The sequence below is a fragment of the Ferruginibacter profundus genome (assembly GCF_054783275.1).
Map to the genome: position 1 here is coordinate 57,029 of NZ_BAAGQW010000003.1, position 15,245 is coordinate 72,273.

Consider the following 15,245-nt stretch of genomic DNA (forward strand, 5'->3'; position numbering starts at 1 on the left):
TGTTTTCACTATTGCTTAGTTTAATTTATAAAATACGCTGTTTTAGCAACCCGTTTTATTAAAATATAAAGCGGGTTGCTGTAAACGCAAATTAATCCCGATGAAAAAGATCTGCATACTCTCAATTTTATTTTGTATTTCGCTGCACGGCATTGCACAAATAGCCGTTGACCCAAAGGGAACAAAAATCCTGGTAGACAGCAGCAAATGGAAAATTTCGGGCAATAATATTTACAATAAAAATACAGGCAGTATTGGTATAGGCACGGCCTCCCCTACTGCACAACTGCACACAACCGGCACCGTAAGATTACAGGGTATTGGCAATAATACCACCAATACCAAAATTGTAACTACAGACGATGCAGGCAATATAACCACCAGGTTGTTTTCAAACTTATTATCCGGTAATGCCATTACATCATTAAACGGACTCACCAATTCAACCCAAACATTTACAACCGGCACCACCGGTACCGATTTCAATATTGTATCCTCCGGCACGGTACATACATTTAATATACCATCGGCATCTGCCACCGGCAGAGGCGCATTATCTGCAGCCGACTGGACTACATTTAATAACAAAACCGGCACTGTTACTGCAACCACCCCTGCCGCAGTAACCAACGCCTCCACTACCGCAACTATTAATAATACTGCGGCTTACTGGAATGCCAACCAATTGCAGGGCAAAGACATTGCAACTACCACACCAACGAACGGACAGGTGTTAACTTATAATACAGCTACCACCAAATGGGAACCGGCAGCTGTTTCACTACCTGCTACTACAGTAAGCAATACCAATACTGCCCCCAACAGCTTAACCACTACTGTAAATGGCATTACAGGTACAGCCATACCAATAGTAAATACGGTATCCAATACATCAGCTGCCAATACACTAAAAACTACAGTGAATGGCGTAGCAGGCGCAACGGTAAATATTATTAATACCAATGCCCTTACACAAAATGGCAGCAATCAACTCATCAGCACCGTTAATGGTGTTGCCACCACAGCATTAACCGCAAATATTACCGGCGATGTTACAGGCAATTTGGGTGCAGCAGTGGTATCAAAAATAAATGGCTCGCCACTGGGTACCACCACCGGTGCCAGCAACGGGCAGGTATTAACCTGGAATGGCAGTGCATGGGTACCCGCCGCTGTTAGTACTTCCATCACGGTAAGTAATACCAACAATGCACCCAATAGTTTAAGCACCACTGTAAACGGGGTTACCGGTACCGCAGTACCCATTGTAAATTCCGTATCAAACAATTCCAACAACAACACTTTAACTACTACCGTAAATGGCATTACAGGCACTTCTGTACCCATCATCAATTCTGTTTCCAATACTTTATCGGGTACCAATTTAACTACTACCGTTAATGGCGTTACAGGTGCAGGCGTAAATCTTTCCGGCTTAATTCCATCTACCATCAACAGCCTTAATTTATCAGGCAATACACTTACCAGTACCGTTAATGGTATTACTGCCAATAGTAACACGGTAAGCAGTGTAAGCAGCACATCAACAAATAATAATTTAACCACTTCGGTAAACGGTGTTACTGGCAATACAGTAAATCTGGTAAATTCAATTTCCAATACTACGGCTGCCAATACTTTAACCACTACCGTGAATGGTATTACGGGTGCAGCAGTACCCATCATTAATACGATATCCAATAATATGTCGGGCGGCAATTTAACTACTACTGTAAATGGTATTACAAGTGCTCCGTTGAACCTTGCAGGTCTTTTACCCGCCACTACCAATACCCTGGCTTTATCAGGCAACACACTTACCAGCACAGTAAATGGTGTTACAGCAACCGGTAATGCGGTAAGTACAGTAGCAAATACTTCTTCAGTTAATAACTTGACCACTACAATAAATGGCGTAACGGGTACCGCAGTACCGATAGTAAATTCAATTTCCAATAATTTATCGGGGAATAATTTAACTACTACTGTGAATGGTATTGCAAGTACTGCAATCAGTCTTGCCTCCATTATACCGGCTACAACCAATACAATAAGCATGTCAGGTAATACACTCACCACTACGGTAAATGGTATTACAGACACCAGCCTTAGTGTTAGTTCGGTATCAAATACTTCCTATATCAACACATTATTTACAACCGTAAACGGCGTTACAGGTAGCGGTGTAAATATTATTAATACCAATGCACTTACACTTTCCAACGGTGCCTTAACCAGCACGGTAAATGGTGTTGCCAGTTCACCTGCAGTAAACGTAGTAGCCGCTACCAGCAATGGATTGACCACTACTAGCGGTACAGCGCAACTGGGAGGAACCTTAACACAGGCCACCACTATAAATACAGGTGCATCCAACACTTTATCATTAGCCGGTCTGCAAACAGGTTTATCAACAGACAGTTTACTGGTAGCTTCTTCAGGTACGGGTGTAATTAAAAAAATTGCAGCAGTAAGTTTTCCTCAGATACTGGTTGATGCACGTAAAACAACCGCATATACGCCCTCAGCAACTTTTACCACTATTGTATACAACAGTACCAATACCAATATTGGCTCTGCCTACAGCACCACAACAGGCGCATTTACTGCTCCGGCCACGGGGCTGTACGAGATCATTGTAAACAATGGCTATACCTTCAGTGGCTCCAATACCCAGGAGCAAATTGCCAACCAGATCATTGTAAACAGTGTGGTGGATATGGAAAAATATGTATCCGGTTACCGTTCCGGCAGCAATATCATTGCTACAGTATCGGGCAACACTATTATCAGTATCACTGCAGGGCAAACGGTTACCATTTCCTGCGGTGCCGAAATTGGTACTGCCACTCCGTTAACCGGCACCGGGCAGCATGTACTTAAAATTATCAGGCTGCAATAAAACGTTGTTGAAATGGCCACTAGCCCGGGGGCTGGTAAAAAGTATGCCCATATAAAAAAGAAAAAAGCAATTCTTGCTTCCTCCTTTGTCTTCTGCTGTAACTGCGGCTAATTTTTCTTACAAAAAAAAGAACCCCATTCCTTTCAGAATGGGGCCTCTATTAAAAGCTGGTCTACATTACTCTTCAATCTTCATTTTACCTTTTGCTTTTGCCATTACTTCTTCTGCAATGTTATTTGGTGCAGGATTGTAATGACTGAACTCCATGGTAGAAGTAGCACGGCCACTTGATAATGAACGCAATTGCGTAACATAACCAAACATTTCGCTTAATGGCACCTTGGCTTTAATAACCTGTACACCATGTTTGCTATCCATACCTTCCAGCATACCACGACGGCGGTTAAGGTCACCCGTTACATCACCCATGTACTGGTCTGGTGTTAACACTTCCACTTTCATGATAGGCTCTAACAATACCGGTTTAGCCTTGCGGCCTGCTTCACGGTAACCTTGCTTGGCACAAAGTTCAAAACTCATCGCATCACTATCCACCTGGTGGAAAGATCCGTCCTTCACTACGACTTTCATGCTTTCCATCGGGTAACCTGCAAGAACGCCGGTTGTCATTGCACTTTCAAAACCTTTCTGAATGGCAGGAACAAATTCCTTAGGAATAGATCCACCAAACAAACTGTTTACAAACTGGAAGTTTGATTTACCTTCTTTCAAAAATTCTTCATCAGCAGGGCCGATAGAGAAAATGATATCCGCAAATTTACCACGACCACCCGTTTGTTTCTTCAACGTTTCACGGTGTTCGATAGTGTTATGGAACGCTTCTTTATAAGCCACCTGTGGTGCACCCTGGTTAATTTCAACCTTAAACTCACGACGCATACGATCAACAATGATCTCTAAGTGTAACTCACCCATTCCACTTAAAATGGTCTGGCCGGTTTCTTCGTCTGTCTTTACACGTAAGGTAGGATCTTCTTCTACCAGCTTAGCAATAGCCATACCCATTTTATCAACGTCGGCCTGTGTTTTTGGTTCAACTGCCACACTGATAACCGGTTCAGGGAAGGTCATCGCTTCCAGAACGATCGGGTTATCTTCATTACACAAGGTATCTCCTGTTTTGATATCTTTAAATCCTACAGCTGCACCAATATCACCGGCTTCAATAAAATCAACCGGGTTTTGTTTGTTGGCATGCATCTGCATGATACGGCTGATACGCTCTTTTTTACCTGTACGGGTATTTAAAACGTAAGAACCTGAATCTAACCTTCCGCTATACGCACGGAAGAATGCTAAACGACCCACAAACGGATCGGTCATGATCTTAAATGCCAAAGCACTGAATGGTTCTTTAGGATCGGAGTGACGCAATAATTCTTCTCCTGTATCAGGATCAGTTCCTTTTACCGCTTCAATATCCAAAGGACCAGGCAGGTAACGAACGATAGCATCCAATGCAGTTTGTACACCTTTGTTTTTAAAAGATGAACCACACATCATCGGGATGATAGAGATATCAATAGTTGCTTTGCGGATCGCTTCGTGCATTTCATCTTCTGTAATGCTGTTAGGATCATCAAAGAATTTTTCCAGTAATTTATCATCGTATTCTGCAACAGCTTCTACAAGGTGTTGTCTCCATTCGTTCACTTCTTCCAGCATATCTTCAGGAATAGGCACTTCATTGTAGGTCATACCCTGTCCTGCTTCATCCCATATCATACCTTTCATGGTAATCAGATCCACCACACCTTTAAAGTTGTCTTCAGCACCAATAGGTAATTGCAAAGGCACGGCTTTAGCACCCAGCATTTCCTTGATCTGTTTAACCACGTTTAAAAAGTCAGCACCACTTCTGTCCATTTTGTTTACAAAACCAATACGTGGTACTTTGTAACGGTTGGCCTGGCGCCAAACGGTTTCGCTCTGTGGCTCCACACCAGATACGGCGCAGAACAAGGCTAATAAACCATCCAGTACACGTAAAGAACGTTCTACTTCCACAGTAAAATCCACGTGACCGGGAGTATCGATAATGTTGAATTTGTATTGTTTGGTATCCGGTGTTTTTTTGTTTTGCACCATCGGGAAGTTCCAAAAGCAGGTGGTAGCAGCACTGGTAATAGTGATACCTCTTTCCTGTTCCTGGGCCATCCAGTCCATGGTGGCGGCACCATCATGCACCTCACCTATTTTATGATTCACACCGGTATAATATAATATACGTTCGGTGGTAGTGGTTTTACCGGCATCAATGTGAGCGGCAATACCAAAGTTGCGTTGATAACGTAAATCTGCCATTGTATTAACTGTTTGTTTTTTTTGTTGTTGAATAGATTCCTGTCCTATATTGAATATTGAACTTTAAAACCTTGATTATCTGCTTGAAAACCCGGCACTTACACCTGCCGGCACACTTTACCCTGTAGATTCCTGAAAGCTATCAGGAAGGGTTTGATATGATTTACTTTACTCTCATAGTATGCTAAATAAGTACTGCGCCATCCTTTACTGCTGTACTTTTTAGCGCCGCAAAGGTAAGGAATTTTGGAATATGAACAAGGGGTACCGGATGGAATACTACATAACAATAAAATATAATTTCACTTGGATATATAATACACATTTATTATATTAGTAGGTGACCGAATCATTTCCAGAATTCTTCTAAAGCAATTGTAGTTTTTTTAGAAGATTTTATCTGGGCTTTACTTTTTAGAATAGCCTATAGTTACAACGAAAGGTATAAATCCCGGTAAATAAACCCATATGGCACAAACCAAAAAAAAGGCTGCCGTTAAAGCACCACGAAGAGCTAATGCCAAAGCCAGATTAACAGCGCCCAAAATAGAAGACCTGATTGAATCCTATTCGAGGATCAATGTTCCGATTTATTCCAGCGAACTTATTAAAACCGCCGGGCTCGACTTTTCGGATATCAAATCCTTTAATACAACATTAAAAGAAATAAGAGCCTCTTTGGGAGGTAAGTTTAAAAAATCAATCAGAACAGACACTATTTCTGATATCAAACAAAGTTTTAGAAAAGAAAAACTTGTATTTGTTTTAGGTGCCGGTGTATCTATGACGTATGGCTTACCAAGCTGGGATACGCTGCTTCAGAAGCTGATGGTCACAACCCTGCAGAGAGAAAAAAAAGCTTCAGGCATATTATCAAAACTTTTTTCAAAACTTTTTAATCCAAGTCCGTTAATAGCGGGTCGTTATCTTCAAAAATATTTTGAAAATAATAACCAGTCATTTGAAGAAGCAGTTCAAAAAATTTTATATGATGAGATCAAAAGAGATACCGTATCGCAACTGATGACCGAAATTGTAAAATTTTGCATCGCCCCTGGTAAAAGCCCCAACCTAAACAGTATCATAACATATAATTTTGATGACATTTTAGAACAGAGTATCAGAAAAATAAGCGTTGACCTGCCTTTTAAATCAATCTTTGGTACAGGAATGGATGTTGATACCGGCGAGTTCCCGATTTATCATGTACATGGTTTTCTTCCTGAAAATGAAAAATTAACCACTGCAAATCAAATTACATTTGGCGAAAACATTTACCATAAGCAGTATACAGATACCTATAGCTGGAACAACATAGTGCAGATAAATAAATTCAGAGAAAATAACTGTTTGTTTATCGGAACGTCATTGACAGATCCCAATACCAGGCGTTTACTCGATATTGCCAACCAGCAACGAACCGCTGCAAAAGGGTCTCATTTTATTTTTAAATTAAAATACAAAAAAGAGGACCTTAAGAAAGCGCTGGAAATTTTATTGAACCAGAACAAGGATTTATTGAATGAAAAATCAAACGCAAAGCTGGAACTTGGAGAAACAGTCAATACATTAATTGAAACAGTAGAAACATTTGAAGAGAATGATTTAAACTCGTTTGGAATAAAAACAATCTGGGTAAACACTTATGCCGAAATACCTGATATTTTACAAGAAATCCGTACGACTTAAATAATTATGATCCATCTTAAAAAAAATGCCGCATACTACAGCATTAACGTGTTACAATTTAAATGGCACGGTAAAATACAAGGCAAACTCTTAAAAACCGGTGCCGGTACTTGTACCGGGTATATAAAATGACCAGTTAAAAAAACTGAATTTTCAACAACCACATGTTCTCCACTTTTCTCCCGACCTTTACACCATAAATACAAATACCAATGGCCCATATAAAAGTAATTATCACCGGTGCCACAGGCATGGTGGGTGAAGGTGTGATGATGGAATGTTTACAAAACCCCAAAGTGCAGGAAGTGCTCATCGTTTCCCGTAAACATTACGAATTACAGCATCCCAAACTGAAAGAACTGATTGTTCCGGATTTTTTTAAACTGGATAATTTTGCTGCGGCTATAACAGGTTATGATGCCTGTTTTTTCTGCGCCGGCATCAGCTCTGTAGGTATGAAGGAAGAAAAATTCAGGCATATTACTTATGATACCACCATGGCATTTGCAAAATCATTACTGGCTGTAAATAACAATATGGTATTCACTTATGTTTCGGGCAGCCTTACCGATAGCAGCGAAAAAGGTAAAGTAATGTGGGCACGTGTAAAAGGCAAAACAGAAAACGACCTGGCAAAGCTGGGCTTTAAGGCAGCATATAATTTCAGGCCGGGTGTGATGCTGCCTTTTCCCGAACAAAAAAACTGGAAGGCCCTGTATAAATTTATTGCAAGGATCATGAAAGCACTTGCCCCATCAAAAATAATTACCATGCAGGAACTGGGCCGTGCTATGGTGAATACGGCAACAATTGGTTATGCCAAAACAATACTGGAGATAGCAGATATTAAAGCACTGGCAAAGCAATAACATCCATGCACCGCATCTAAAACGCTACTTATGCTAAAACGTATTATAGAGGTCATTGCAGGGATTGCCCTTGCCTTCTGCTTAATCGCTTCCTACAGCAGCAGCACTCAACCGGATCAACTGATCATCTGGTATATTATACCGCCACGTTTTTTACAGATCGTTGTATGGATAGCTTTGTTTTTACTGGCGTCAAGATTGGTGTGGGGCAAACCAAAAGACCAGTCAAAATATTTTTACGATCTCTTTGTAAAACTATTCGGCGATCCTAAAAAAGGAAAAAAAACGAAGTAGGCTGTTATGTTTTAACAGCAGGTATCGCTACTCTTTCACAAAAGCCATCACTTTTGTCCTTCCTTCAGTAGTTACACCATAAAGTTGGTAGGTGCCACTGGCCAGGCTAGCCACATTCATTTCAATTGCGTTAAACCCTGCAATAAGCGTTTGGCTTTGCGTATGCACCACGCGGCCGGTAATATCTGTAATAATGATCGTTATTTTCAACCGCTCGGCAGCACTGATATTGTATTTAAAATTACCATTGGCGGCAACAGGGTTAGGTGTAATGCTGATCACATCAAATCCTTTATCAGCATTACTTAAGGCTACCATGGATGTGTAGTTTATCATTCCGTTATCATCAATCATTTTAAGGCGGTAGTAATTAATGCCTTTTAATAATTGCGTGTTGGCATAACTGAAAGGTTGCAGCATTTGTACCGGCGTTGCAGTAATGCTGTAAATATCAGTAAAATTGCGGGCGTCGGCACTTTGTTGCAATATCATTTTCCCTTTAGCTGAATTTTCTGCATACACTTTCCAGTTGAGCACATGAGTATTGCCATTTTTAGTACCGGTAAAATATTCGTAATGTATAGCCAGCGGGCCAATGATGCCCATGCAATTAACATTTTGCGCATATGCCAGGGTGTTACCCGCCCTGTTTTCCTGCCATACGGCAACCCCCATATCTGCTGCCACAGAAAAATTGTACCTGGCCTTGGTATTAGCGGTACCTGCAATCACCAGCCGGGTAACGGGCCATACCGGCCAGATAAAATTACCGTTGGCATCTATTTTAGTAGCGTAAATATTATTGGTTACATCGCTGTAAAACATAAACATTAAACTGCCATCGCTGCATAAGCCCATGCCGGTAGGCCAGGTTTGTTCCCTGTTGGCAGATAGCGGAATTAATTCTTTGGCATTATCAGTAAGCTGCCTTGCACCCGTGGCGGCAGCAAAGCGTTGTGTATAGATGCCGTAAGTAACCTGGTTGATATCGGTATAAGTTTGTACGGCCCATACTTCCTGCAACATAGCATTGTACACAATGGTAATATTCATTTCATAATTCACCTGCTCGGTAGAAAAATCGCTGCCGTTGATACCCCAGGGCAAACTACCGTCGCCATCTACACGTTGTACAAATCCATCAAAGCGGTTTTGTAAATTGGGGTTGCCATAGTAACCAATGTAAGTAACATCTGCCAGTGAAGTGACAGAGTAATATCTTGAAGTGGCCGTTACATAGTTGGATAGCGGGTTGCTTGTCCACAAAGTATTGCCATCACTGTCAAATTGTTTTTCGTATAAGGTACTGGGTAAGGGATTGCCAACGGTACCATTGCGTTGCTGAAATACCATCCCCCATTTATCCCCTGTATGTGCCACCAGTTGCGGCCGGGTGATCTGCCTGCCGGTAATAACAGGATTGATCTCCAGCGCACTGCCCCATGCCAACGCCCCTGCTGCCGTTACTTTCTGGTAATCAATTTTATTGTTGCTGGTATTACTCCATGCAAAAATATAATCGCCATTGCTTAACTGACATGGATAAGGAGCCAGGCCAACACCTAATAATAAACCATCGCCGGTACCAGGTGTGGTTTCCCACAATGATTGCCCTGCAGTATTTATTTTATAGGCTACTGCCGAAAAGCTTGCCGATCGCTGATCCTGGAAAGCCACAATAAAATTATCCTGTGCATCCGTCATTACATTGTATACAAAGGTGGCGCTGTTGGCAGGGTAACTGTTAAGAATGATACCATCGTTGCCAAATTGCTTTACCCCTGCCGCATTGATGTACTGCACTACCATATCAAAATTGCTGCCATTGGGTTTGTACATGCTGATAAAGGTACCGCCGGTACTGGTAGGTGATGTTAATATTACCGATGAAGTATAAGAGGATACTTCCACATTGATGGCAGGGTCTGCCGACCATTGGCAGCATGCGGTACAGAGTATACCACTACAAATAATAGTAGCCAGAATTTTCTTCATGTTGCAGAAAGATTTGAATACAGTAAAAAAGTACTTAAAAATGTTGTCGGGTTAATAGCGGCGTTCGTTAGTTGACTTCAGTGGGAGGAGGATAGATGAGATACACAATTTAGGAAATTAAGGCTGAATAAAAAAATGGCACTCGTGGTGTGTAGTGTAAGCCTGCTTTTTATTTATTATGACTTATGAAAAACGTTTTTTATATTGTTACCTCAAACGATCTTCTCCCCTGCCAAAACAACAATCACTTTTTCATTTTTCAAACCAGCAACAACATGCCCCGATTATTTCTTCCTGCAATGGTAGTAATTGCACTGTTATTCCCAACAGTATCTAAAAGCCAGGCTACCTACAATGCCGAAATAAAACAAGCCGCCCTTGCATTTATAAACTCACTGGATAAAATGCACCGTCATGAAGCGCTGCTTTCTTTTACAGATACGGCAAGAATGAAATGGAATAACCTACCCATAGGCCTGCGTGCAAGAGCGGGTATGAGTGTAACGAATATGACAGAAGACCAGCGTAAATTATTTCACCGCATATTGTCTGTATCCCTTAGTTCGCAGGGATATCTTAAAGCTACCGGTATTATGCAACTGGACAATTTGCTGAATCGTTTTTATGACAGCCTGCACTATAAAAATATGATCCCCGATTCTACCTATAGTTTTATTAAAGATCTAAAATGGTCTACCGGGAATTATTTTCTCGCCTTTTTTGGTACCCCTGCAGACAGTGTATGGGGATATAAAGTAGAGGGCCATCACCTCTCTCTGAATTTTACTTTTGTAAAAGACAAGCTTTCGGTAACACCTTTGTTTGTGGGCACCGATCCTGCCGAATACGGAATGATGGAATACGCCGGCCTGCGCATACTGGGGCAGGAAGAAGACCTGGGCATTAAACTCATTCATTTATTACCGCCTGCGCAACAACAAAAAGCCACCATGAGTGCTGCTGTTCCAAAAGATATTATTACTGCCGCAGAAAGTGGCAAACGGTTAATTGATAACTGGGGTATACAGGCCAAAGAAATGACGAAAGAGCAACAGGCAGTGTTGCGTTACATCATCCGTGAATTTGTTTTTAATTTAGAATACGACAAGGCTGTTGCAGAGTATGATAAAATTATAAAAGCCGGTATTGATAAAATATATTTTGGCTGGATCGGGGAGTATGATGAAACAAAAGCACACTACTATGTATTGAATGGCCCTACATTTTTAATTGAGTTTGATAATTCAGGATTTGGCGGCAAGGGCAATCATATACACGCTATATGGAGAGAGAAAGGTAATGAGTATGGCGAAGATGTATTGAAGCAGCATTATTTAGCCGAAAAACATTGACCTGATTTAATAAACCATATATCTATCTGAACAGCTTATTACTTACATTTGCTCACTAAAAAAACTAAAAATGAAAAAGATACTATTGATCGTAACGGTTTTGTTTGCTTTAACTTTTGCCAATGCACAAACATTAACCACCCCACAACCCTCGCCTACACAAACCATAAAACAAAATTTTGGTGTGGGTGCAATTGAATTGAGTTATAGCCGTCCGGCAGTAAAAGGAAGAAAAGTAATGGGCGACCTGGTGCCCTTTGGTAAAGTATGGCGTACCGGTGCCAACGGCGCTACCACCCTTACTTTTAGTGATGATGTAACCATTGGCGGCACATTGGTTAAAGCAGGTAAATATGGCTTGCTTACCATTCCCGGCGAAAAAAAATGGACCATCATTATTTCAAAGGATGTTACCGTAAACCAGCCATCTGCCTACAAAGTTGAAAACGATGTTGTACGTGTAGAAGCCGATGTGGTAACCATGCCGTATACCATTGAAAATTTTACCATCAATTTTGCATCCATCACCGGCAGCAGTTGTAATGTGGAGTTGATGTGGGAGCATACTTACCTGCAGTTTCCCATCACCACCGGTACTGATGCCAATGTAATGGCGCAGATAGACAATGTAATGAACAAGGATAACAAGCCTTATTTTAACGCCGCCTCTTATTACTACGATAATGGCAAAGATTTAAACCAGGCTTTAACCTGGGTGAATAAAGCGCTGGAAACTAACAAAGAAGCTTTTTTCATGTATTTATTAAAAGCCCGTATCCATAAAAAACTGGGTGATAAAACGGCTGCAAAAGCTGCTGCATTATTATGCAAGGATTATGCTACCAAGGCAAAAAATGATGATTATGTAAAAATGGCTACCGAATTAATAGCCGGTTTATAATTGAATTTTTATTTTACGCCGCAATAGTTTTAAAAAGCTGTTGCGGCATTTTTTTTGTGCATAATTTTTTTGTATTACAGAAAAGATAACCTGCTATTTGCTTTTAAATGCAACTGATAATTTGTATTTTACTAGATGTACAGGTACTTATTATTTTTTACTTTCTTAATCAGTTGTACCATGAGTAACGGTAATAAAAAATACGCATCCAAAGCTGGTGAATTAAAAGAAACGGATTGCCACAGTGATCTTAAAACATTACAAATCATTGATAAAAAGGAAGGCGAAATATTTTTATTGGATAATGTAAATTTCGGCATTCATTACAAAGGCAATACTATGCCGCTGTTACCCTGTAACCTGCCCGCCGCATTACAAAAAGCAGGTAAAAAAATTATCTTCAGCGGAGCCATTAAAGAAACAAAGCCAGAAGAGTTATGGGCCGGAACTCCTTTTGTGCTTACAAAGGCCGAAGAAAAGTAGCCCAAATAAAATAAGGACAGCGTAACAGCTGCCCTTATTTTATAACGTGACATCATTAAACTTATGGATTATCAAATCCTGTATCACGTTTTCTGTCTTCTTTTTCCGGTGCTAAAATTTTTGCGGCATCTTTAGCTATCATTTCTTTTACTTCCTGTTTGATAGGTTGTTTATTAAAATGCGCCACTAAATTTTTCACTGTACTTTCTGCAGCTTTCATATTGCCTTCACGCTGATAGGCTTTAGCCAGTATCTGCATACCCTGGTTCAGGCTGATATTATCCAGTCCTTTTCCCTGTTTTGATTTTTCTATCACTTCGTTAAGCAATACTTCACCGGCGTTAAAATCAGGCATCCGTACTTCCATTGCTTTATCGGCAGTAATGGTTTTAAAAGTACGTTGTTCATTTACACCTTTAACGAATTGTGCATATACTGCCAGCGGGTGATCTTTATACTTGTCCACTACAGTATTGATGGCATCGTTGCCTTTTTTCAGGTACGGTGCATCAGAACCCATAAAGGCAAATAAATACCCCACTTCATCAGTCAGTAACAGGTCAGCTACTTCTTCATCATGTTTGCCCGAAGGATATTTTACCCTCAGTGTTAATGTATCCGATACAATTCTTGATCCGTCTTCGTGGTAGTATACTGCACGTATCTGGTAATTGCCGGCCTGGTCAAAAATGAAACCCTGCTTACCGAAACCAATATACGAACTTTCATATACGCCGGGATTACTGCTGTTTAAAACAGTATGCTCCGGTTCGATGCACATTTCTGCCAATGGTTCGTACACCAGCGTTTCGCCACCGGGTTTTTTAATACCGATAGTTACAAAACCATAGTTTACATGCAGGCTGCTGTTTACCCTGTTATTTTTTGTACTGGTGGTTTTTAATTTTGTTTCCAGTACAACAGGTTCGCCAAGCAGGTATGTTTTTTTAGCTTCCAGTTGTAATTCAAGATTGGTGGTATTGTCAATATTATCTTCAAATAACGAACCAATATCCTGCAATGAAGAACCCACTGTAAATGGATTGCCTCCCATGATCACATTATTTCTGAAACCATGGCGGATATGAGTGAGTTCTGTCGGATCAAAGCGGAACGCAAAATGGCTCCAGAATGCTACCGCACCACCGGGATAACCCCATGGATAATTCATCCATGATAAAGAACCGGGTATATTTGGTTTTGGTGGTGTTGCCAGACTTTTTTGCCATGAGTGCAGCAGGTTAAAGCAATGGCCTAACTCGTGCACACAGGTATACAGCTGCAATCGTTGCTGTTCTGCCGATGCGCCGCCAATGCCCCTGTAAAATACAGCTGCACCCTGGCGTTGCAAACCGGTCTGATCGAACATGATGCCATATAAACCCGGGCCGTTAATATGTTCATACGCATGCAAGAGCCAGACATCCCATGCAGGATTATTCTGCATCAGGCTGAAATGATTTACCATGGCATTATGCAATTCTGCATTGGTCCATTTGGCATCGGCGCCTGCCAATGCCATGGGCACTACATTGCTGATGCCGGCGGTATTCATTTCCACACCTGCTTCGCCATAGGCAGTATTGATGCTTAATACCCTTGCCGGCCCGCCGGAAGGCAGCGACCCCGTGTTGTAATTAACAAAAGGTACCACACCCGATGTACGGTCCTGCTCTAACCTAACGGTTCGGAATGCACGACTGAAATTATTACATACATACATGGCACCCGGAGCATTGGTACTTACATGAAACCATTGCAGCATGGCAGGTGCCAGCGGCTGAAACACCAGGGTTTGTTTAATAGCTATTTTCAGTTTGGTGTAAGAAGTGGCCCATGTTGTAGCAGTATTACCCGTAATGGTAATGATACCATTTACGATGGTGGTGGTAATACTATCAGCTATAAAAGAACCGAAGTAAGATTTTGTTTGCCCCGAGATCATATAATAATCGCCGCTTACTTTTTGTAAAGGAGCAGCACCATCAACATCCACCCTCAGTTCAAGTTCAAAATTTCCTAATTGGCCGCGGTAACGTCCGTATACTTTATTTTTTATAATGGGTATTGGCGGAATTGGTAATGTGGCAGCGGTGCCATCTGCATTCATTTCCATTTCATCTTCCATCATGGCGGTACTCATTTCGTCCTGTTCGGTTACAGCAAAATACTCTTCTGTAACAGCAGCATTTCTTTCCTCTTTCTCCGGGGATGTTTTTTTGGGTTTTTTAATAAACGGAGCAGGCACGGCACTGCTGGCGTTGGGTTCTGCCAATGCATCGGCATGGCCGTTACTTTGTTGATGTTTCATACTTACTAAAATTTAATAGTGATACAATTTCATTCCAATAATTCGGGCAATTCATGTTTACAGTTTGTTCTCTCCATACATTTTTTTGTTTTGAGGGTGATCAATTGTTCCGTACCATTCACGC

General features: G+C 41.1%; 10 protein-coding genes. 7 read left to right on the plus strand and 3 right to left on the minus strand.

Annotated elements, in window-relative coordinates; genetic code table 11:
* The first annotated feature begins 100 nt into the window (after window positions 1-100).
* Window positions 101-2,902, plus strand: a complete 2,802-nt coding sequence (locus ACYVM0_RS20065) for a beta strand repeat-containing protein (RefSeq protein ID WP_460560012.1) — start codon at window positions 101-103, stop codon at window positions 2,900-2,902.
* Between the two features lie 177 nt (window positions 2,903-3,079).
* Here the strand turns inward: ACYVM0_RS20065 and fusA are convergent, their stop codons facing one another.
* Window positions 3,080-5,227 (minus strand): elongation factor G, encoded by a 2,148-nt coding sequence (gene fusA, locus ACYVM0_RS20070; RefSeq protein WP_430987334.1) that lies wholly within the window; start codon window positions 5,225-5,227, stop codon window positions 3,080-3,082.
* Window positions 5,228-5,695: 468 nt separating this feature from the next.
* Between fusA and ACYVM0_RS20075 the strand changes: the two genes are divergently transcribed.
* The 3 genes from ACYVM0_RS20075 (at window position 5,696) to ACYVM0_RS20085 (ending at window position 8,079) form a co-directional block, all read left to right on the plus strand.
* Window positions 5,696-6,916 carry an SIR2 family protein gene (locus tag ACYVM0_RS20075; RefSeq protein ID WP_460560014.1) on the plus strand — a complete coding sequence of 407 codons (1,221 nt, stop codon included), beginning with the start codon at window positions 5,696-5,698 and terminating at the stop codon, window positions 6,914-6,916.
* Window positions 6,917-7,128: 212 nt separating this feature from the next.
* On the plus strand, window positions 7,129-7,785 hold the full coding sequence (locus ACYVM0_RS20080; protein ID WP_460560016.1) for a Rossmann-fold NAD(P)-binding domain-containing protein: 657 nt from the start codon (window positions 7,129-7,131) through the stop codon (window positions 7,783-7,785).
* Window positions 7,786-7,815: 30 nt separating this feature from the next.
* On the plus strand, window positions 7,816-8,079 hold the full coding sequence (locus ACYVM0_RS20085) for a hypothetical protein (RefSeq protein WP_460560018.1): 264 nt from the start codon (window positions 7,816-7,818) through the stop codon (window positions 8,077-8,079).
* A gap of 27 nt (window positions 8,080-8,106) precedes the next feature.
* Here ACYVM0_RS20085 and ACYVM0_RS20090 read toward each other — a convergent pair whose 3' ends face one another.
* On the minus strand, window positions 8,107-10,074 hold the full coding sequence (locus tag ACYVM0_RS20090; RefSeq protein ID WP_460560020.1) for a T9SS type A sorting domain-containing protein: 1,968 nt from the start codon (window positions 10,072-10,074) through the stop codon (window positions 8,107-8,109).
* Between the two features lie 275 nt (window positions 10,075-10,349).
* Here ACYVM0_RS20090 and ACYVM0_RS20095 point away from each other — a divergent pair, with 275 nt between their 5' ends.
* From ACYVM0_RS20095 to ACYVM0_RS20105, 3 genes are all read left to right on the plus strand, one after another.
* Window positions 10,350-11,426, plus strand: a complete 1,077-nt coding sequence (locus ACYVM0_RS20095; protein ID WP_460560022.1) for a DUF3500 domain-containing protein — start codon at window positions 10,350-10,352, stop codon at window positions 11,424-11,426.
* Between the two features lie 70 nt (window positions 11,427-11,496).
* Window positions 11,497-12,327: a DUF2911 domain-containing protein gene (locus ACYVM0_RS20100; protein ID WP_460560024.1), complete on the plus strand. Its 831-nt coding sequence runs from the start codon at window positions 11,497-11,499 to the stop codon at window positions 12,325-12,327.
* Between the two features lie 180 nt (window positions 12,328-12,507).
* Window positions 12,508-12,810, plus strand: a complete 303-nt coding sequence (locus ACYVM0_RS20105) for a hypothetical protein (protein WP_460560026.1) — start codon at window positions 12,508-12,510, stop codon at window positions 12,808-12,810.
* 61 nt (window positions 12,811-12,871) lie between these two features.
* Here the strand turns inward: ACYVM0_RS20105 and ACYVM0_RS20110 are convergent, their stop codons facing one another.
* Window positions 12,872-15,121 carry a hypothetical protein gene (locus ACYVM0_RS20110; protein WP_460560027.1) on the minus strand — a complete coding sequence of 750 codons (2,250 nt, stop codon included), beginning with the start codon at window positions 15,119-15,121 and terminating at the stop codon, window positions 12,872-12,874.
* Window positions 15,122-15,245: the final 124 nt, after the last annotated feature.